13 protein-coding genes are annotated in these 20998 nt (G+C 72.9%); 8 read left to right on the top strand and 5 right to left on the bottom strand.

Annotated elements, in window-relative coordinates:
* Positions 1 to 336: 336 nt before the first annotated feature.
* The 3 genes from AB0B58_RS39285 (at position 337) to AB0B58_RS39275 (ending at position 6772) form a co-directional block, all read left to right on the top strand.
* Positions 337 to 5817: a biotin carboxylase N-terminal domain-containing protein gene (locus AB0B58_RS39285; RefSeq protein ID WP_360235366.1), complete on the top strand. Its 5481-nt coding sequence runs from the start codon at positions 337 to 339 to the stop codon at positions 5815 to 5817.
* A gap of 74 nt (positions 5818 to 5891) precedes the next feature.
* Positions 5892 to 6233 (top strand): VOC family protein, encoded by a 342-nt coding sequence (locus tag AB0B58_RS39280; protein WP_360235363.1) that lies wholly within the window; start codon positions 5892 to 5894, stop codon positions 6231 to 6233.
* 65 nt (positions 6234 to 6298) lie between these two features.
* On the top strand, positions 6299 to 6772 hold the full coding sequence (locus AB0B58_RS39275; RefSeq protein ID WP_360235360.1) for a nitroreductase/quinone reductase family protein: 474 nt from the start codon (positions 6299 to 6301) through the stop codon (positions 6770 to 6772).
* Positions 6773 to 6784: 12 nt separating this feature from the next.
* On the opposite strand, the gene AB0B58_RS39270 is transcribed toward AB0B58_RS39275, so the two are convergent.
* On the bottom strand, positions 6785 to 7588 hold the full coding sequence (locus AB0B58_RS39270) for an SDR family oxidoreductase (protein ID WP_360235357.1): 804 nt from the start codon (positions 7586 to 7588) through the stop codon (positions 6785 to 6787).
* 127 nt (positions 7589 to 7715) lie between these two features.
* Here AB0B58_RS39270 and AB0B58_RS39265 point away from each other — a divergent pair, with 127 nt between their 5' ends.
* Complete coding sequence (locus AB0B58_RS39265; protein WP_360235354.1) at positions 7716 to 8939, top strand: hypothetical protein; 1224 nt, start codon at positions 7716 to 7718, stop codon at positions 8937 to 8939.
* A gap of 63 nt (positions 8940 to 9002) precedes the next feature.
* Here the strand turns inward: AB0B58_RS39265 and AB0B58_RS39260 are convergent, their stop codons facing one another.
* Together AB0B58_RS39260 and AB0B58_RS39255 are read right to left on the bottom strand one after the other, a co-directional pair.
* Positions 9003 to 10262, bottom strand: a complete 1260-nt coding sequence (locus tag AB0B58_RS39260) for a zinc-binding dehydrogenase (RefSeq protein WP_360235351.1) — start codon at positions 10260 to 10262, stop codon at positions 9003 to 9005.
* Between the two features lie 266 nt (positions 10263 to 10528).
* Positions 10529 to 11344, bottom strand: a complete 816-nt coding sequence (locus tag AB0B58_RS39255; protein ID WP_360235348.1) for a hypothetical protein — start codon at positions 11342 to 11344, stop codon at positions 10529 to 10531.
* A gap of 170 nt (positions 11345 to 11514) precedes the next feature.
* Here AB0B58_RS39255 and AB0B58_RS39250 point away from each other — a divergent pair, with 170 nt between their 5' ends.
* The 4 genes from AB0B58_RS39250 (at position 11515) to AB0B58_RS39235 (ending at position 17184) form a co-directional block, all read left to right on the top strand.
* On the top strand, positions 11515 to 13596 hold the full coding sequence (locus AB0B58_RS39250) for a BTAD domain-containing putative transcriptional regulator (RefSeq protein WP_360235345.1): 2082 nt from the start codon (positions 11515 to 11517) through the stop codon (positions 13594 to 13596).
* 246 nt (positions 13597 to 13842) lie between these two features.
* Positions 13843 to 14442, top strand: a complete 600-nt coding sequence (locus AB0B58_RS39245; protein ID WP_360235342.1) for a DUF4956 domain-containing protein — start codon at positions 13843 to 13845, stop codon at positions 14440 to 14442.
* The gene (locus AB0B58_RS39240) at positions 14439 to 15227 is read left to right on the top strand and encodes a polyphosphate polymerase domain-containing protein (RefSeq protein ID WP_360235339.1); all 789 of its coding nucleotides are present in this window, start codon (positions 14439 to 14441) and stop codon (positions 15225 to 15227) included. Before AB0B58_RS39245 ends, AB0B58_RS39240 begins: the two co-directional genes overlap by 4 nt.
* Positions 15220 to 17184: a CotH kinase family protein gene (locus tag AB0B58_RS39235; protein WP_360235336.1), complete on the top strand. Its 1965-nt coding sequence runs from the start codon at positions 15220 to 15222 to the stop codon at positions 17182 to 17184. The genes AB0B58_RS39240 and AB0B58_RS39235 overlap by 8 nt, the downstream gene beginning before the upstream one ends.
* A 14-nt stretch (positions 17185 to 17198) precedes the next feature.
* Here AB0B58_RS39235 and AB0B58_RS39230 read toward each other — a convergent pair whose 3' ends face one another.
* Positions 17199 to 19193 carry an Hsp70 family protein gene (locus AB0B58_RS39230; protein ID WP_360235333.1) on the bottom strand — a complete coding sequence of 665 codons (1995 nt, stop codon included), beginning with the start codon at positions 19191 to 19193 and terminating at the stop codon, positions 17199 to 17201.
* 122 nt (positions 19194 to 19315) lie between these two features.
* Positions 19316 to 20785, bottom strand: coding sequence for a dynamin family protein (locus AB0B58_RS39225; RefSeq protein WP_360235330.1), 1470 nt, complete (start codon positions 20783 to 20785; stop codon positions 19316 to 19318).
* Positions 20786 to 20998: the final 213 nt, after the last annotated feature.

Genomic DNA, 20998 nt, shown 5'->3' with positions numbered 1-20998 from the left:
GGTGCCGCGGAGTTGCGACCGACCCGGATGGCGTGACTTGAGGATTTCGGGGTCGGGAAACCTCGCCATCCGGGTGGTACCGGACACATCTCGAGACGACGCCGCGACGCGGCATGACCACGGGCGCGCCGCCACAGGTCCGCGGCCCATCGCCCGCGCCGAGTTAGAGTGCCGCTAGCCGCCGCTGTCGCCCGTCCGACATCGTGGCGGCTCCGACATGCGCGATGTGAAACATTGGTGTACTCGGCAGTAGTCAAGCAGGGTGTAGAAAGGTGCAGGCGACGCTTCGGGACCCGGACGTCGCCTGCTGTGCGTGGTACTTGGGAGGCTCAGCCGGTGTTCAGTCGTGTCGCCATCGTCAACCGTGGAGAGGCCGCGATGCGGCTCATCCATGCCGTCCGGGATCTATCGGCGGAAACCGGGACGCGGATCGAGGCGGTCGCGCTCTACACCGACGCCGACCGCAACGCGACCTTCGTCCGTGAGGCGGACATCGCCTATTCGCTCGGCCCGGCCTCGGCCCGTCCGTACCTCGACCACGCCGTGCTGGAGCGGGCGCTGGTCGAGACCGGCTCCGACGCCGCGTGGGTCGGCTGGGGGTTCGTCGCCGAGGACCCCGCGTTCGCCGAGTTGTGCGAGAAGATCGGTGTCACCTTCGTCGGGCCGAGCGCGGACGCGATGCGCAAGCTCGGCGACAAGATCGGCGCGAAGCTGATCGCCGAGGAGGCGGGCGTCCCGGTCGCGCCGTGGAGCCGCGGCGAGGTCGCCACGCTGGCCGACGCGCTGCGCGCCGGCGCCGAGATCGGCTACCCGCTGATGCTCAAGGCGACCGCGGGCGGTGGCGGGCGCGGCATCCGCATGGTCGCGTCGGGCGAGGACCTGACCGACGCCTACGAGCGCACCAGCCAGGAGGCGCTGCGCGCCTTCGGCTCCGGTGTGGTCTTCCTCGAGCGCCTGGTCACCGGCGCCCGGCACGTCGAGGTCCAGGTCATCGCCGACGGGCAGGGCACCGCGTGGGCGCTGGGCGTCCGCGACTGCTCGGTGCAGCGGCGCAACCAGAAGATCATCGAGGAGTCCGCCTCCCCCGTGCTGAACGCGGAGCAGACCGCGGAGCTGAAGGCGTCGGCGGCGCGGCTCGCCCTGGCCGTCGGCTACCGCGGCGCCTGCACCGTCGAGTTCCTCTACCACCCCGGCGAGAAGCTGTTCGCCTTCCTGGAGGTCAACACCCGGCTCCAGGTCGAGCACCCGATCACCGAGATCACCACCGGCACCGACCTGGTCCGGCTGCAACTGCACGTGGCGAACGGCGGAAGGCTGGACGGCGACCAGCCGTCCGAGATCGGCCACGCCGTCGAGGCCCGGCTGAACGCCGAGGACCCGGACCGGGACTTCGCACCCTCGCCCGGCCGCATCGCGCGACTGGTGCTGCCCGCCGGGCCGGGCATCCGCGTGGACACCGGCGTCAGCGAGGGCGACAGCATCCCGGCCGACTTCGACTCGATGATCGCGAAGATCATCGCCCACGGCCGCGACCGCGGCGAGGCGCTCGCCCGGCTGCGCCGCGCGATGGCCGAGACCACGGTGATCATCGAGGGCGGCGCGACCAACAAGAGCTTCGTGCTCGACCTGCTCGAACAGCCCGAGGTGATCGACGCCAGCGCCGACACCGGCTGGATCGACCGGGTACGCGCCGAGGGACGCCTGGTCAGTCACCGCAACTCCGCGATCGCCCTGGCGGCGGCCGCGATCGAGGCCTACCAGGACGAGGAGGAGGTCAGCCGGCAGCGGCTGCTCTCCACCGCGCACGGCGGCCGTCCGCAGGTGCAGCACGAGAGCGGCCGCCCGCTGGACCTGAAGCTCCGCGGCGTCGGCTACCGGGTGAGCGTCGCCCGCGTCGGCCAGAAGCGCTTCCGGGTCGGCATCTCCGGCGGCGGCGACGTGCACCAGGCGGACGTCGAGGTCGAGCGGTTCGACGAGTACAGCGGCCGGATCATGGTCAACGGGCGCCGCTTCCGGCTGGTGTCGGCCACCCACGGCCCGATCCACCTGGTCGAGGTCGACGGCATCACCCACCGCATCAGTCGCGACGAGGGCGGCGTGGTCCGCTCGCCCGCCCCCGCGCTGGTGGTGGCGACGCCGTTGTCGGTCGGGGACGAGGTCGACTCGGGCGCGCCGATCCTCGTGCTGGAGAGCATGAAGATGGAGACGGTGCTGCGCGCGCCGTTCCGCGCCCGGGTGCGCGAGTGCCCGGTGTCGGTGGGCAGCCAGGTCGAGACCGGCACGCCGCTGATGCGCCTCGAGCCCCTCGCCGACGAGGGCGCCGAGAAGGAGACGGCGGGCGCCGGCCAGATCGTCGAGATCGATCTGCCCGCCGAGCCGGCGAACGTGTCCGCGGTCGAGCGGGTCGAGCGTGGCCTGCAGGACCTGCGCAGCGTGCTGCTGGGCTTCGACGTCGACCCGCAGGACCGCAGGCGCGTGCTGACCGGGTACCTGGCCGCACGGGCCGAGCTCGGTGACCGGCCGCTGCCGGGCGAGCTGGAGCTGCTGACGGTCTTCGCCGACCTGTCGGAGCTGAGCCGTAACAAGCCGGGCGGCGAGCTCGAGCCGGGCAACCTGGTGCACAGCCCGCGCGAGTACTTCCACAGCTACCTGCAGAGCCTCGACGTCGAGCGGGCCGGCGTCACCGAGGCGTTCCAGGCCAGGCTGAAGTTCGTGCTCGGGCACTACGGCATCGTCGACCTGGACCGGACGCCGGAGCTGGAGGCCGCGGTCTTCCGGATCTTCCTGGCGCAGCAGCGGATGTCGACCGACGCCGCGATCGTGTCGGAGCTGCTACGGCAGTGGCTGGCCGGTGCGCCGCCGCTGGAGTCGCTGAGCGAGCGCGCCGGGCTCACCCTCGAGCACCTGATCGAGGCCACGCAGGTGCGTTTCCCCGTGGTGTCGGACCTGGCCCGCGGTGTGGTGTTCCGCTGGTTCGCCCAGCCGTTGCTGCGCCGCAACCGCGCCGAGGTCTACGCCGCGGTGCGTGCCGACCTGCGTCACCTGGACCGCAACCCGGACGCGCCGGACCGCGCCGAGCGGATCCAGGCCATGGTGGCCAGCTCCGAGCCGCTGGTCCGGCTGATCGGCCAGCGGATCGGGCGGCCCGGCCGGGACCACGTTCCGCTGCTGGAGGTGCTGACCCGCCGCTACTACGGCAACCGCAGGATCTCCGCGGTCGCCGCGCGGGAGAGCGCGGGCTGCCGGTTCGTCACCGCCGAGTTCACCGGCACGGCCGGCGCGACCCGGGTGGTCACCACCGCCGTCGACATCGCCGCCCTGCCGGACGCCATCGGCGCTCTCGGCGGGTTCGCCGCCGGCCTCGCCGAGGGCGGGCTGGTCGCCGACCTTTACGTCACCTGGGAGGGCCAGCCGGACGCCGACGCGATGGCGGTCCGGCTCGGTGAGCTGCTCACCGAGCACCCGCTGCCCGCCGGCCTCCGCCGGATCACCACGACCGTCGCCGGCACCAGCGGTGCGGTGATGCACCATCACTTCACCTTCCGGCCCGACGGCGCGGGCTTCGCCGAGGACCGGCTGATCCGCGGGCTGCACCCGCAGATCGCGCAGCGCCTGCAGCTGGAGCGGCTGCGCGAGTTCGACCTCACCCGGCTGCCGTCCGCGGATGAGGAGATCTACCTGTTCAAGGCCGTCGCGCGCAGTAACCCGGCCGACGAGCGGCTCTTCGCGATGGGCCAGGTCCGCGACCTGACGCCGCTGCGCGAGGCCGACGGCCGGCTGGTCGCGCTGCCCGCGGTGGAGGAGGCCATCAACGCTGGTCTCGACGCCATCCGCAACATCCAGGCGCAGCGGCCGCAGAACAAGCGGTTCGACACCAACCAGATCATGATGTACGTCTGGCCGTCGACCGAGTTGACCGCCGAGGAGCTGAACTCGCTGGTGCAGCGCATACTGCCGACCACGGCGGGCGCCGGGCTGGAGGAGGTCCAGTTCGTCGCCCGTCAGCGCACCGCCGCGGGCGAGCTGACCGAGGTCGCCGTGCGGATCACCATCGACCCGGGCGACGGCGCACACCTGCACGTCGGCGAGCCGTCGACGGAGCCGGTGCAGCCGCTGGACGACTACCGCCAGAAGGTGCTGCGCGCGGCCCGGCGCGGCAACGTCTACCCGTACGAGCTGACCGGCATGCTCGCCGGGCCCGGCGGCAGCTTCACCGAGCACGACCTCGACTCCAATGGCGTGCTGGTGCCGGTCGACCGGCCGAAGGGCAGGAACTCCGCGGCGATCGTGGCGGGCGTCGTCACGACGCCGACCGAGCGTTACCCCGAGGGCGTCTCGCGGGTCGTGCTGCTCGGCGACCCGGTGAAGGCGCTCGGCGCGCTCTCGGAGCCGGAGTGCGCGCGGGTGATCGCCGCGCTCGACCTGGCCGAGCGGATGCGGGTACCGCTGGAGTGGTTCGCGCTGTCGGCGGGAGCGCGGATCTCCATGTCCTCGGGCACCGAGAACATGGACTGGGTCGCGGCCGCGCTCAAGCGGATCGTCACGTTCACCCAGGACGGCGGCGAGATCAACATCGTGGTCGCGGGGATCAACGTCGGCGCCCAGCCGTACTGGAACGCCGAGGCGACGATGCTCATGCACACCAAGGGCATCCTCGTGATGACGCCGGACTCGGCGATGGTGCTCACCGGCAAGCAGTCGCTGGACTTCTCCGGCGGCGTGTCGGCCGAGGACAACTTCGGCATCGGCGGCTACGACCGCGTGATGGGCCCGAACGGCCAGGCGCAGTACTGGGCGCCCAACCTGCCGGCCGCCCGCGACGTGCTGATGTCGCACTACGACCACACCTACGTCGCGCCCGGCGAGACGGTGCCGCGAAAGGCGGGCACCGACGACCCGGCCGACCGCGACGTCTCCGAGTTCCCCCACGCGATCGCCGGCAGCGACTTCACCACCGTCGGCCAGATCTTCTCGGCGCAGCACAACCCGGACCGAAAGAAGCCGTTCGACATCCGTACGGTGATGCGCGCGCTGTCCGACCAGGACCACCCGGTGCTGGAGCGCTGGGCGGGCATGGCCGACGCCGAGACCTCGGCGGTGCAGGACGTGCACATCGGTGGGTGGCCGGTCTGCCTGATCGGGATCGAGTCGCGGTCGGTGCCCAGGCGCGGCTTCCCGCCCACCGACGGGCCGGACACCTACACCGCGGGCACGCTGTTCCCGCGGTCGTCGAAGAAGACCGCGCGGGCGATCAACTCGGCCTCCGGCAACCGGCCGGTGGTCGTGCTGGCGAACCTGTCCGGTTTCGACGGCTCGCCGGAGTCGATGCGCAAGCTCCAGCTCGAGTACGGCGCCGAGATCGGCCGGGCGATCGTCAACTTCGACGGCCCGATCGTGTTCTGCGTGATCTCCCGCTACCACGGCGGCGCGTTCGTGGTGTTCTCCAAGGCGCTCAACCCGAACATGACCGTGCTGGCGTTGCAGGGCTCGTTCGCCTCCGTGCTCGGCGGGGCACCGGCCGCGGCCGTGGTCTTCTCGGGCGAGGTGAACAACCGCACCGCGACCGACCCGCGGGTCACCGGGCTTCAGGCGCAGGTCTCGGCGGCCAGCGGCGCCGAGCGGGCGGCGCTGAACGCACAGCTCGCCGAGGTGCAGTCCGCCGTCCGGGCGGAGAAGCTCGGCGAGGTCGCCGCGGAGTTCGACCGGGTGCACAGCATCCAGCGCGCGGTCGACGTCGGCTCGGTGGACGCGATCATCAGCGCCGCCGAGCTCCGGCCGCGGATCATCGAGGCCATCGAACTGGGCATGAAGCGCTGAGGCCGACCTCGACGGCGTGGCGGCCCCGCACCGGGCCGCCACGCCGCCGGCCGTCCGGCTCCTAGCATGACCACATGACCCTGGATCTCTTCGCGGGCGTCCCGGTGCGCGACTACACCGCGGCGGTGGCCTGGTACGAGCGGCTCCTCGGCGCCGCGCCGTCGTTCCTGCCCAACGACACCGAGGCCGTGTGGGAGCTCGCCGACCACCGGTACGTGTTCATCGAGGTGCGGCCCGCCCACGCCGGGCACGCCATGCACACGGTCTTCGTCGGCGACTTCGACGCCCGCATCGCCGCCATCGCCGAGCGGGGTCTCGGGCCGGTCGAGCGGGAGACCTACGACAACGGCGTACGCAAGGCGACCTTCCGCGACCCGGACGGCAACGAGATCGGCTTCGGCGGCGGGCCGGTCTGACCGCCCCCGGCGGCGCGGGCCCGGTCGCCGTGAGGCCGGTGCCGTCCGCCGGTGATACTGAGCGGATGTCGCATTACACCGCACTACTGCGGCGCCTCGGCAATCAGCGGTGGTTCGCCGCGCTCGGGCGCCTGGTGACCCCGCTGGACCGCCGGCTGTACCGGCTCACCGACGGGCGCTGGTCGGTGGTCGGCAGGCACGAGCTGCCGTCGCTGCTGCTCACCACGACCGGCCGGAAGTCGGGCCTGCCCCGGACCCAGCCGCTGCTCTACGCCACCGACGGCGACGGGTACATCGTGGTCGGCTCGAACTGGGGCCAGGCGCACCACCCCGCCTGGTCCACTAACCTGATCGCGCGGCCGGCCGCCCGGGTGACCCTCGGCGGTCGCGAGTTCGACGTGGACGCCGCGCTGACCGCCGGCGCCGAGCGCGAGCGGCTCTGGGAGCTGGTGCAGCGCATCTGGCCCGGCTACGCCGCGTACGCCCGGCGCGCCGAGGGCCGGGAGATCCGGATCTTCCGGCTTACGCCCGCGGCGTGAGCAGCGGGATTCTCAGCGGGTCAGGTCGTGCCGGCGGTGGACGGCCTTCTCGGTGAGGGCCGCCGGCAGCACGCGGCGCAGGGCGAAGGCGAGCGGCGCGTTGCTGCCCACGGCGTACCGGGGCCGGGGGCGGGCCGCCTCGATCGCCCTGACGACGACCGGGGCGACGCGTTCCGCGGCCACGCCGGCGCGTTCGTTGCGGTCGAGGGCGGCCAGCATCGTCTCGAAGTCGCGCCGATGCGGGGAGTCCGGAGTCAGGTACCGGGTGCGCCGCTCGCTGATGCCGGTGTTGATCGAACCGGGCTCGACGGTGGTCAGCCACACCCCGAACGGGGAGAGCTCGTGGCGGGCGCCATTGCTGAAGCCCTTCAGGGCTGCCTTCGTCGCGACGTAGGAGGAGCGGTAGGCGAGCGGGAACGACGCGAGCATCGAGCCCACCATGACCACCCGGCCGTAGCGACGTTCCCGCATGCCGGGCAGGGCGAGCTGGCTCAGCCGGACCGGCCCGAGCACGTTGACCTGGAACAGCCGGCGCAGCGCGTCACCGGGCAGCTCCTCGAACGGGCCGGACTGGCTTTCGCCCGCGTTGTTGACCAGGATGTCGACGCCCGCGAGCCGGTCGGCCAGGGCCTCGATGGAGTCCTCGGAGGCGAGATCGAGCGCGAGGTACTCCACGCCGGCCGCCCGGCGCTCCGGCGGCAGGGACTGCGGGTCGCGGCTGGTTCCCAGGACGCGGTAGCCGCGCGCGGCGAGCGCGGCGGCCGTCGCCAGGCCGATGCCGGACGATGCCCCGGTGACCAGCGCGGTGCGGTTCATCGGTGCACCATACCGGCGAGGCGGGGCGGCGGCCCCGGACGAACCCGAAATACCTGTTACTTGCACTTTAGGGTGTACGTCCCATATTCAGGGATTCTGTGGCCTCGATGAACTTAACGTCGTTTTCATGCTCTTTGCTCCGATTATCCGCCGCGCCCTTCCGCGTCGGCGCCACCTGGGACTGTTGCTCGCCGCCGCGCTCGCCGTAATGGGGACGCCCGTACCGGCCGCCGCGGCCGTTCAGGTCGTCTCCGCCGCGCCGGCCCCCGCGGTCGGCTTCGACGGCCTCGTGTACGCCAGCACGTACGTCGGCAACACCGTGTACGTGGGCGGCAGCTTCCGGAACGCGATCGTGGACGGCAAGCAGGTCGTGCGCAAGCGGCTCGCCGCGCTGGACGCCCGTACGGGCAAGCTGCTGCCCTGGGCGCCGGTCATCGACGGCACCGTGTTCGCGATGGCCGCACAGGGAACGCAGCTCTACGTCACCGGCAAGTTCAAGAACGTCGGCGGGCAGGCCCGCGCCGGCCTGGCCGGCGTCGACCTGAAGACCGGCGCCGCCGGCCCGCTCAAGCACACCGTGGAGGGTGAGGGCACCGCCCTGGCCGCCGGCGGCGGGCGGCTGTACCTGGGTGGCAAGATCACCAAGGTCGACGGCCGTGCGGTGAAGAACCTGACGGCGTTCCGGCTGACCGGCGGCGCGCTCGACACCGGGTTCCCCGGCACGGCGGACGAGCAGGTGCGGGCGTTGACCGTCGCCGGCTCCCGGCTGTACGTCGGCGGCAAGTTCAAGAAACTCAACGGCGCCGGCACGCCCCGGTTCGGCGCGCTGAAGACGTCCGACGGGACGGTGGACACCACGTTCCGCCCGGCCACCCCGTACGAGGTCTTCGCGGTCACCATCGTCCCGGGCAAGGTGTACGCGGGGCTCGGCGGCGTCGGCGGCCGGGTGGCCGCTTACAAGCCCGACGGGGGGTTCATCTGGAGCACCGTCACGGACGGCGACATTCAGGCGATCACCAACCTGGGCGGCGCCGTCTACGCCGGCGGACACTTCACCGAGTCCTGCCTGTCGCCGTCGGAGACCGCGACCTCCTGGTGCCCGGGGAAGAAGCTGCGCAGCCAGCCGAAGGTGGTCGCGCTGGACGGGGCAACCGGCAAGCTGCTCGACTGGAACCCGCGCAGCAACGGCAAGTGGGGCGTGCTCACGATGGACGCCAACGCGGCGCTCGGCAAGATCGCGCTGGGTGGCGAGTTCACCAAGTTCGGCAGCACCGACCGTCCACACTTCGCCCAGTTCACCAAGCCCTGTGCCTACGGGTGCGGCGGCCGGAGCGGGGTCGGCGCCCGGTAGCACCTGTCCGCCGATCATCGGGGCGGTGCCGGGACTCCGGCGCCGCCCCTCGACGTGCCGCGCCTATCGCGGTACCAGCGGGATGTCGGGGTTGGGGCGGAGCGCGACCTTGACGGCGCCGGCCCGTGGGCCGGCCGACGCGGTACGCAGGGCGGCACGCCACTCGCCGAGCCCGAAGGTGTGTGTCACCAGCCCGTCCACGGCGTACGACGGATCGGCGAGCCACTCCACCACCTGCGACATGGTGGTCCGCCCGCCCAGCGCGGGTTCGGGGCCGGAGTTGACGGTGCCCTGGACGGTGAGCTGGCGGTTCCACACCAGCGACCAGTCGACCCGTTGCCTGCCGGCGCCGCCGACCAGCACGAGCATGCCGGTCGGCCGGAGCAGGTGCAGCCCCAGGTCGAGCGAGGCGGGCAGGGCGACACAGTCGAAGACGACGTCCACCCCCTGCTCGAGAATGGGGGTTCTGGTCAGCCGCGGGCGGATCACCCGGCCGCCCTGCAGCAGCGCGAGCGAATCGACGACCCGCGGCCCGGGTTCCAGGGCCCGGTCGGCGCCCGCCCGCACGGCCCGGTCCCGGCTGAAGGCACCCGGCCCGACCGCGGTGATGTCCAGATCTGGGTGGAGCCGGCGCAGGGCGGCGATCAGGAGCAGGCCGATGGTTCCCGGCCCGGTGACCACCGCCCGGTCGCCGCGCCGCCGCCAGTGCAGCGCCGCGTGCAGCGCGATGGAGGCGGGTTCGGACAGGACCGCCCGGTGTGACGGGATCGCGCCCAGGCGGTGCAGCTGCGACTCGTGCGCGACGACGTACTGGCCCCAGCCGCCGCCCAGCCCCGCATCGAATCCCAGCGTGGACGAGTGGCACCGGGATGCTCCGGGCTGGTCGAAGCGCTCGCAGACGTACGGAAAGCCTTCGCGACAGGATCGGCACGGCGGGAAACCGCGATGGACGCACGAGAGCACCGGATCGATCGCCACCCGGTCGCCCGCCGACACCGACGTGGTTCCGGGACCGGTCCGGTCCACGACGGCGACGATCTCGTGGCCGAGGATCTGCCGGCGGGCCGCGTAGAAGGCGCTGAGGACGCGCGACGACTTGGCGTGCGCGATGGCGGTGTCGCTGCCGCAGATGCCGGACAGCTCGGGACGCAGCAGCACCCACCCGGGCCCCTCGGGCAGGGCCGGCGTCGCCAGGTCGTCGCGCAGCGAGATCAGGCCCGACAACCTCAATCCCGCGCTCTTCCCGATGCCGCCGGGCAGGTGCTGCGCCGCCGCGGTGAGCAGGTAACGCGGTATGGACAGGTCGGTGAGAACCGCTCGCATCGTCATCCCCTCACGTCCCGCCGCCGGTGCGGTGGCCTGGTTCAGGGTTCACGCCGAGGACGGTGCGGCGCCAGCCCCGGCCGGAATCCGCCGACCGGGGCCGCCCCGCCGGGTCAGGTGCCCGTCTGCGCGGTGCTGGTAGCGGAGGCGTACACCGGTGCGCCGGCGAAGGTGTCCACCCAGTACTCGGCCGGAGTCGAACCGCCGCAGCCGTTGGTGCTGGTGAGTGACTTGGAGTGGTAGCTGCCGGGGTACGCGGCGGCCGCTCAGGCCAGCGGCAGCACGGCGCGCACCGGGGTCTCGCCGGCGAGGCCGCCGTCGTGAACGGCCTCCGCCAGGTCCCGGTCGCGGTAGGAGGTGGCCAGCGTGAGCCAGGTGAGGAACGGCCCGGAGCCGCCGCAGACCGCCGAGCCGCCGTCGCCGCCGCAGAGCACCGCCGGGTCGGTGGTGAACTCGGACCGGTACGGGTCGTCGCCGATGACGAGGCCGAACAGGTTCGGCTCCCGGGTGGTCGGCGCCTCGCCGGGTTCGCCGTCCGGATGGTCGTCGCCCCAGCGGAACAGGGTGGCGGCGCCGGCACCGCAGGCGTACTCCCACTCGTCGGGGGTCGGCGGCCGTAGCCCCTGGCGTGCCAGCCCGGCCATCAGCCAGGCGTGGCCGTACCCGTCGTCGTCATCGTCGTCGTCCGGCAGCAGCGTGTCGGCGTCGTCGGAGCGGACCGCGATGAGCCGGGCCGGCAGGGTGACCTCCCGCGGCGGCGACGTGGCCTCGGCCACGAACCGGTGCAGCGGCCCGGGCAGGTCGTACGCCGCGGCGGCCTCGGCGAATCCGGCGAGCTGGCGGGCGCTGGGAACCCACCGGTCGCTCGCGTGGCCGAGCCGCGCGGTGCCGCCCGGAACCAGGGCGTACGTGATGTCGTTCCGCTCGAACAGGGCGACCCGGCCGGACCGGCCGGCGTAGGCGTGCGGGCCGACCTCGAGCAGCCGGACGTCGGCACCGCGGGCGATGGCGGCGGCGGTGCGGGTGGCGGCTTCGTCGGACAGGTTCAGCCAGGCGGACAGGGTGAGGTCGGCATGGGACACCCGGCGATTATGCCCGTCGGGCCGGCACCTCGGAGGCACCCGGGAGCGATGATCGTCACTACCTGCGTTTGCGCCGGAGCGATAAGATCATCATCCCAGGTGGGAGGCCCTCTACGGCAGCGTGTCCGTCAGAGTTCGCCGTATCAGAGACGGTTGTGGGGGTGTCCAGGGTGTCCGACGGCCCTGTCGAGGAGACGCGCCGGGGGGCCGTGCTGCGCCATGCCGACGCGGGCGAGTGGGAAGAGGCCGGCGAACACGCCGGTCGCATCGCCGGCGGCGCCGGCACGCTGCCCGCCCGGGCGGCGTGGCCGGCGATCATGGTGCTCTACCTGCAGGGGCGGCTCGAGGCCGCCGAGTCGGTCCGGGCGCGGGTGGCGTCCACACCGGATCCGGCCGACGATGTCGCCGACCGCGCGCTGCTCGCGGCCTGGGCGGCCAGCGTCGCGTGGGCCCGCGGCGAGGTGTCCGCCTGCCGCCTGGCGGCGGACCGTGCCCTGTCCCTGGCGCGGCCCGGCAGCGAGCCGCGGGCGCTGGCGGCCGTGCACACGGTGCTCGCCCTGCTCGCCGCGGCGGAGGGGGACCGCCGGGGCAACGACCGGCACTACGCGCTGGCGCTGTCCGCCGCCGTGGCCGCCGGGGACCGGACGCAGCAGCTGCGGATCCGGGCCAACCGCGCCTCGCAGCGGCTGGAGGAGGGCGACCTCGCGGGCGCCCTGGCCGAGCTCGACGAGGCGCTCGGCCTCGACGCCGACGGCACCGAGCCCCATCCGGCCATGGTCGGCCTGGCCCAGCACAACCGGGCCGACCTGCTGCTGCGCAGCGGCCGGCTGCGCGCGGCGCGCGAGGGTTTCCGGGCCGCACGCACCACGCTGCAGCGCGCCGGCGCGGGCAGCGTGGCGTACCCGATGACCGGCCTCGGCGAGAGCTACGAGCTCTGCGGCGACCTGCCGCAGGCGCGCGCGGCGTACGAGGAGGCCGTGCTCGTGGCCGAGACCTGCGGAATCGCCCAGGCGCTGGTGCCGGCGCTGTGCGGTCTCGCCCGGGTCCTGGCCGCGACGGGTGACGCCGAGGCGGTGCCGACGGCGGCGCGGGCGGTCACCGCGTCCACCGGGCTGACCGAGGCGGCGGCACAGGTGGCCATGGGGTGGGCGGTGCTGAACGCGGAACCGGCGGCCGCCCGGGACCATGCCGAGAAGGCGATCGGCCTGGCCCGGACCGGCCGGAATCCCGCGGCCCTCGCCGACGGCCTCGAACTCGCCGCGATGACCCATCCGCCCGCCGCGGCCGACCCACTGCTGGTCGACGCGGCGAGGGTCGCCAAGGACATCGGCGATCCGGTCGCGGTGGCCCGGGTCGCGCTCGCCCGGGCGCGCAGGAGCACCGGCCGTTCCCCGGCGGCGTCCCGCATCATCGCCGAACACACGCTCCACGCGCTGGGCGTCGAGTCGATCACCGGCACCCGTTCGCTGGCGCCGTCGCTGCGGCCGCCGGAGTGCCCGGTCACCGTGCGGATGCTGGGCTCGTTCGCGGTCCTGCACCGCGGCGAATCGGTTCCCGCGGCGACCTGGCAGAGCCGCAAGGCACGCGACCTGCTCAAACTGCTGGTCGCCCGGCGCGGGCGCCCGATCAGCCGGGAGGCCATCGGCGAGGCGCTGTGGCCGGGCGAGAACGCGGTCGCCAACCGCCTGTCGATCACCCTGTCGATCCTGCGCACGGTCCTGGATCCCACGCGTTCCGTCCCGCCGGACCACTACGTCGTCACCGGCCCGGCCGGCGTCGCGTACGACCCGCACACGCTCTCGGTCGACGTCGACGTCTTCCTGCAGCTCGCCGCCGCCGGCACCGCCGCTCTCGGCTCCGGGCGCTTCGCCGAGGCCCGGGCGCTGCTCGAGGCGGCGGACGATGCGTACGCCGGCGCCGTACTTGACGACGAGCCGGACCTGGAGGCGGTGCGGCCGCTGCGCGACGAGGCGCGCACCATGTACCTGGCCGCGATGCGGGCCCTTGGTTCGGCCTGCGCGGAGGCGGGCGACACCGATGCCGCCGTGCGGGCCTGGCGGCGGCTGCTCGATCACGATCCGTACGACGAGGACGGCGCCCTGCGGATGGTCGACGTGCTGACCGACAGCGGGCGGCACGGCGAGGCCGCCCGCCGCTATCACACCTACGCCAAGCGCATGCGGGAACTGGGCGTCCCGCCGGCGCCGATGCAGGGGCGGGCCGGGCCGAAACTCAGCAGGACCGGCCGCTGATCAGCCGGCCGGCGTTGGGTCGGCCATCTTGGAAGGCGCTGAAAGTTTCGGTGCCATTCTCAGAGTCGATCGTAGGGACTTCTCGCGGATCGGTGCAGCTGAAGCGCGATCTGAAGACCTTCGACTAGCGGTCGCGGGTTCAACACGCATTGACAGACATCGAAGGCTCGCCTTAACCTGCGGTTCAGATTCCGGTTGTTCACCGGAACTTACGGTGAACTCTTGCCGCACGGAGGGGACGGAAGTATGTCCGAATTCGCGTTGCTCGGGGCCGAGGTGGTGGCCGTCACCGTGCTCGTGCTCGGGCTTTACTTTCCGCGGCACCGGCGCCGGGATCTGGTGGTGGCCTACTTCAGCGTCAACATCGGCGTGCTCGCCGTCGCCGACGCGCTGCGGACCAGCAACACCGGGACCGGCCTCGGCCTGGGGCTGGCGCTGTTCGGCGTGCTGTCCATCATCCGGCTGCGCTCCACCGAACTGGACCAGCACGAGGTCGCCTACTTCTTCTCGGCGCTCGCGCTCGGCCTGCTCGGCGCGCTCGACACCGCGTCGATCTGGCGCAACCTCGCCCTGATGGGACTGATCCTCGTCGTCATGGCGATCGTGGACAACCAGCGGCTCCTCGGCCGGTACCGGCAGCAGATCATCGTGCTCGACTGCGCAGTGACCGGCCAGGAGGAGCTGGTCGGCCGGCTCGAGGAGCTGCTCGACGCTCGCGTCCACTCCGCGCGGCTGCTGCGCATCGACCTGATCAACGACTCCACCGTGGTCGACGTCCGGTACGTCGGCTCGCCACGCAGGCCGGTCGCGCCGGTCAGCCCGGCCGCGTACGCGGCGCACCGGTGACCGCCGCCGTGGCGTTCCCCGCCCTGGCCGCGCTGCCCCGCATCGACCTGGCCGAACTGGACGAGCGGGCGGCCCTGCAGAGCCGGGTCGACCGCAAGTACATCGTGCCGGTGGGGGAGGCGGACTGGCTGCTGGAGCGGCTGGCGCCGCACGCCGCGGTGCTCGACATCGACGGGGTTCTGCACTTCACCTACGAGTCGCTCTACTTCGACACCCCCGATCTGAGCAGCTACCTGCGGACCGCGCACCGGCACCGCCGGCGCTTCAAGATCCGGACCCGGACGTACGTCGACTCCGGCTCCTGCTGGCTGGAGGTGAAGGTGCCGGGCCCGCGCGGTAGCACGGTCAAGTACCGGGTGCCGCACGAACTCGGGCAGCGGCATACCGTCGGCACCGGGCGCGCCTTCGTCGACGAGGTCTTCGGCCGGCACGGCCTGGCCGGCGGTGACCGTGCCGAGCTCACGCCCGTGCTGCGCACCGCCTACCTGCGTTTCACGCTGCTGCTGCCGGACACCGACAGCCGGGTCACCGTCGACACCGACCTGCGGTGGACCGCCGACGGCCGCGAGCTGCGGCTGCCGGGCACGGCGATCGTGGAAACCAAGACCGGCGCCGCCGCCTCGGGCGCCGACCGCCGGCTGTGGCGCCGGGGCCACCGGCCCGTCGCCATCTCCAAGTACGCCACCGGACTGGCCGCCCTGCGCACCGACCTGCCGGCGGCGCCCTGGCGCCGGGTGCTCAGGCGGCACTTCAGCGCTGTGAGAGAGGAACTGAATCATGGGTAGGCGTCTCAGGATCGTCCTCACCGCGATAGTCGCCCTCTGCGTCGTCGCCACGCTCTCGCGTACGGTGACGGCCGCGGGAGCGGCCCCGGCGGCTGCGGCCGACGACATCACGTTCTCCGTGCCCAGCGGCGCGTTCCAGGGCTCCGTCTCGGTGGCGATGAGCACCGCGATCAGCGGGGCCGAGATCCGGTACACCACGGACGGCCGGCCACCGGCCGCCGCCTCTGCGCTCTATCCCGGACGGGCCCTGAGCCTGACCGCCACCACCCAGCTGCGCGCGCAGGCGTTCGTGAACGGCGTTGCCACCGGCGCCGGCGGCACCGGGCTCTACGTGGCCCGCTCGTTCGACGCCCAGCACAACCTGCCGCTGCTGCTCATCGACGACTACGGCAGGGGCAAGCCGGGGCGCGACTTCGTCGACGCCGCCGCAATGGTCTTCGACACCGCGGCCGGTACCGCCTCGCTGTCGGCGGCGCCGGCCGTCGCCACCCGGGCCGGCATCCACCTGCGCGGCCAGTCGTCGGCCACCTTCGACAAGGCGCCGTACCGGCTGGAGTTCCGCGACAGCGCCGACGACGACGCGGACCATCCCGTGCTGGGGATGCCGGCCGACTCCGACTGGGTGCTGCGCGGGCCGTTCAGCGACAAGTCGCTGATCCGCGAGGCGCTGGTCTACGACCTCGGCCGGGAGATGGGCATGGTGGCGCCGCGCTACCGCTTCGTCGAGCTCTACCTCAACGTCGACTCCGCGCCGGTGGCCGCCGCCGACTACCAGGGTGTCTACATGCTCGTCGAGACCATCAAGAACAGTAAGGACCGGCTCGACCTCAAGCAGCTCAAGGAGGCCGACACCACCCTGCCCAAGATCACCGGTGGCTACATCTTCAAGTTCGAGTGGCTGGCGGCGGAGGAGCCCACCCTCACCTGTACGGGCGCGGCGGCAACCTGCTGGAACTTCCTCGAGGTCGAGGACCCGTCGCCGCTGAACGCCCAGCAGAAGTCGTGGCTGACGCAGTACCTGCAACAGTTCCACGACCTGTTGCACAGTTCCCGGTTCGCCGACCCGCAGACCGGCTACCGAAGCTGGATCGACGTCGGTTCCTGGGTCGACCTGATCATCCTCAACGAGTTCAGCCGCGAGATGGACTCATACCTGCGCAGCACCTATTTCTACAAGGACCGGGAAGGCCCGATTGTGGCCGGTCCGTTATGGGACTACGACCTGACCTTCGGCACCGGCGGCTTCTTCGGCAACGAGCAGACCGCCGGATGGCAGCACCAGCAGACCCGCTCGCCACAGGCCAACGACTGGTTCCAGATCCTGCTGACCGATCCCGCGCTCCAGCAGGACCTCAAGGCCCGCTGGCAGGCGCTGCGCCGCGGCCTGCTCTCCGATTCGGCGCTCGCCGCGCGCGTCGACGCGCTGAGCGCACCGCTGACCGCCGCGGCGCAGCGCAACTTCCAGCGGTGGCCCAACCTGACCACCCGGATGATCGGGCCGTTCGTCACCGACACCGCGGCGACCTGGGCGGGCCAGGTCCAGGTGATGCGCTCCTGGATGACCCGGCGCGCGGCCTGGCTCGACGGCACCGCCGCCTGGGGCGGCACCACCACGCCGCCGACCACTCCGCCGCCGACTACTCCGCCGCCGGCGACCACCGGCTGCACCGCGACCTACACGCAGGTCGGCCAGTGGGCGGGCGGCTTCCAGGGCGAGGTGCGGGTGACCGCCGGATCGGCGCGCATCAACGGCTGGACCGCAACCCTGACCTTCGCCAACGGGCAACGCGTCAGCCAGGGCTGGAACGCCGTCCTGTCCACCAGCGGCGCGACGGTGACGGCCCGCAACGAGACCTACAACGGGCCCCTCGCGCCGGCGGCGAGCACCACCTTCGGCTTCATCGGATCATGGACGGGCACCAACACACCCCCGGCGCTGACGTGTGCCGCCACCTGACCGCGCCGGTGCGCTCACTGCCACTTGATCGGTACGCAGTTGCCGGTCTTGTAGGTGCCGTCGCCGTCGGCCACGAGGCCGTGTTCGGAGTTCGCGACCCGGGCGCACACCTTCGGCGCGTTGCCGATGGCCTTGACGAAGGCCGGCTCACCCGTCCCGATCACCGAGGGCTGCTCGTCGTCGACGTACCAGACCCCCTGCTGGCCGGAGGGGGCCTGCTCGCCCATGATCTCGTCCGGCGGGTTGGTGCCGTCGCTGCCCCAGAAGTGCAGGTGCCATCCGCCGGAGGTGGAGGGCGGGGTGTCGCCGAACTCCGCGTCGTACTCGACGGTGAACTTGCCGCCGGAGACCTTCGCCGAGGTGAGACAGACCCAGCGCGGGTTGCTCTTGATCTTGTCCGTGCACTGCTCGTCGGCCGGGACCGTGGGGGTGTCGGCGCCCGCCACGGTGCGGTTGCCGTCGCCGTCACGGTCGCCCCTGGTCAGTGCCCAGCCCGCGACGCCGGCGGCGAGCAGCACGACCAGGGCGGCACCCGTCGCGATGAGGGCACCCCGGCGCCGCCGGGCCGGCGGCCTCGGCGCCGGTGAGGCCGGCGCGGAGGCGGGGGCCTGCGTGGCAGCGGCCGACACGAACGTCCTGGTCCGCGCGGGCTGGCCGGCCGGGCGGGCGGCGGGCGCCGGCACGCCCGCGGCGCCGACCACGGTCGCGGCGACGGCGGGGGGAGGCGACGGGTGCACGCGCGGCGCCGGCGCCACCGGTTCGGCGCGGTACGTCGCCGGCACCGGCCCGCCGGACGGGGCCGCCGCTGCCGCCGGCCTGGCGGCCGGGGGCCCGGACGGCGCGGGCCGCGCGGGCGGGACCGGCTGCGCCGGCCGGCCGGGCGGGGTGGCGGGCGCCGCCTGCCGGCGGGGCGGGGCCTGCGCGGGCGCGCCGCCCGCGGGCCCCGCCAGCTCGCCGCCGGCCAGCCAGGCCGCGCCGAGCGCGACCGAGTGCTTGGGGTGCGCGTCGACCACCACCGGGCGGCCCAGCTCCGAGCCCACGAGCTGGGCGACGATCGGCATCCGGGAGGAGCCGCCGACGAGCAGCACCGAGTGCACCTGCTCCGGCGTGCAGTCGGCCGACCGGAGGGCGCGTTGCAGCGCCTCGACGGACCCGTGCAGCGCCGGCCGGACCATCGCCTCGAACTCGGCCCGGGTGAGCCGGACCTCCGTGGACACGTCCGGCAACAGGACCGGGATGGTCGTGTCGGTGTCCGAGGACAGCGCCTCCTTGGCCTGCACGCACTCGTCCCGCAGCCGGGCGACGGCGTTGATCGCCGCGGTGTCGTCCTCGTCGAGCTCCTCGAGCTTGCCGTCGAGTGCCGTGCGGACGTGGTTGAAGACCGCGGCGTCGAAGTCGGTGCCGCCGAGCCGCTCGATGCCCTCCGGCTGACCCATGACCTCGAACCCGGTCGCGGTCTTGCGCAGCACCGCGGCGTCGAAGGTGCCGCCGCCCAGGTCGTAGACGGCCACGACCGTGCCCGGCTCGACGCGCTGCTGCTGGGTGTAGTTGACCGCCGCCGCCTCGGGCTCGGTCGTGTAGGTCACCGGCAGGTCGAGGTTGGCCATCCGCGCGGCCTGGCGCATGAGATCCATCTTGTACGGACCCCAGTTCGCTGGGTGCGTGATGCAGATCGCGGCGGGAGGGCCGCCTTCCCGGCGGGTCACCTCGTCGACCACCCACCGCAGCAGCCGCGACATCAGGGCCTCGGCGGACTGCGGCACGCCGCCGAGCAGGAACGGGGTGGTGTCGCCCAGCCGCCGCTTGAATTCGCGTGCCACCCGCTGCGGCTCGGAGAATCCCCGGCGGTGTGCCGCGTCGCCGGTCAGGAACGTCTCGTCCTGCCGCAGCAGCACCACCGACGGGATGGCCGCGCTCCGGTCGCCGAGCGAGACGGTCTCCGCCCGGCCGTCCCGCCAGATCGCCGCCGCCGTGAACGTGGTTCCGAGGTCAATTCCAAGCGCGTACATCGATGGATGCTCCGATTATGATCATCAATACAAGGCTCATCAGGTCGTCACACGGACGGCGGCGCGACCGTCGCGCCTACGCAGCCGGCACGGTCGCGGCTCATACGGTACTCACCGCAAGCTCATCGAAGCCGCCGCCGATCGGCGATCATGCCCTCGCAGGATCGGACGGCCACCCGCGCGGCGACCGCCATCTCCGCCGAGGTCAGGGGATTCTCGGCCCGGCGCTGCCAGCGGGCGAGCGCCGCGTCCGCCGCCGCGTCCAGCTCGGCGCCGGACGCGTCCGCCGGCAGCCGCAGCCGCTGGTGCACTGCGGCGCCGGCGCCGCCGATGAGCTGCTCCAGCTCGGCGACGACGTCGGGCTTGCCGGTAACCCAGCCGGAACGCAGGCTGGAGAGCACCCGCAGCTCGTTGAACGGGTGCGCCGAGGCGATGATCTCCTCCACCAGGCCGGCGATCCTCTCGCTGCCCGGCCGGGCGCACACGCGCGTCACCTCGGCCAGGGCGAGCAGCGCCGACCTGGACTTGAGCACATCCCGGCGCTCGAAGAACAGCGAGCCGAGCACCTCGCGCAGCTGCCCGAGTCCGCTGCGCTCGGTCAGTTCCCGGGCCAGCTCCGTGGCGGTGCCGCAGGTGCCGTGCCGCAGCAGGGCCGCGGACAGCCGCAGCCCGAACAGGCCGAAACGGCCCAGCAGCTCCTCCCGCTCGATCGAGGTCATGCCCAGCTCCGGCATGCTCTGCACGAACCGGTCGGCGGAGAGCAGCAGCTGCTCGGCCTGTGCCACCGGCAGCTCCGAGATCCGGCGCAACCGGGCGAACTCCACCTCGGTGAGGGTCGTCGCGGTCTCGGCGAGCAGGCCCGCCACGGGCACGACGGACTGCACCAGCCGCCGTACGCTCGCGGTCGTGCTCAGCCGGCCGGCGATGCGGCGCGCCGACGCCATCGCGTCGAGCCGGCCGACGGCGATCTCGTCGGCCCGGGACAGGACCCCGATGGCGTTGACCGGATTGGGCCGGGACACCTCGACATCGTGGAAGGCCCGCAGGAACTCGACGTCGTTGTTGTGCAGGTGGCGCATCAGGTAGATGACGGCGTCGGCGGGCGTCTCCTCGTCGTCGGGCACGAGCAGGTTCCACGAACGCAGCGAGGTCTTCTCGGACAGCGAGCCGATACCCGGGGTGTCGATCAACGTCACCGTCCGCAACGCCTGCGACGGCCAGCTGACCTGTAACTGCGCCACGTCGTCCACGCCGAGGTCGCCCAGGTCTATCTCGATGGCGCCGTCCTCACGGCTGAACCGGAGCTGCCGCGGCGGACCCTGGTAGGGCTGCGCCGTCACCCGATAGGTGTGCCCGTCCTGATACCAGGTGACGATGCGGGTGCACTCGCCCGCGTCGGTGGGCGCCAGCCGCTCGCCGACCAGGGCGTTGAGCAGCGTCGACTTCCCGGCCTTGATCCGGCCCGCGACGGCCACCCGCAGCGGCTCGTCGAGCCGGTCGCGCACGGCGGTCAGCCGCCGTTCGTACGGCGTACCGCGGTACACGTCGATGGCCTGGCCGAGCACACCCCGCGTGCGGTCGATCAGGCTCATGCCCTCGCCTTACCCGACCGCTGCCCGGGCATCCGGATCCAGATCAACTCGGACCCCACATCCTCACGTCGCTGCTTCCCGGTCTGCCTCGGTGCGCTCCGTCGCTTCCCGTGCACCGACCGTTGTCCGGCCTGGCAGACGCCCTGAGCATGCCACCCGGGAACAAGCCTCGCGGAGCGCGGGCCACCGGGGCAAGGCGCGGGCGGTCTGCTA

It is taken from the genome of Actinoplanes sp. NPDC049118 (genome assembly GCF_040648555.1).
Classification (GTDB): Bacteria; Actinomycetota; Actinomycetes; order Mycobacteriales; family Micromonosporaceae; genus Actinoplanes.
The sequence above is the reverse complement of the archived record's forward strand: the minus strand, read 5'-3'. Positions and strand labels throughout refer to the sequence as shown.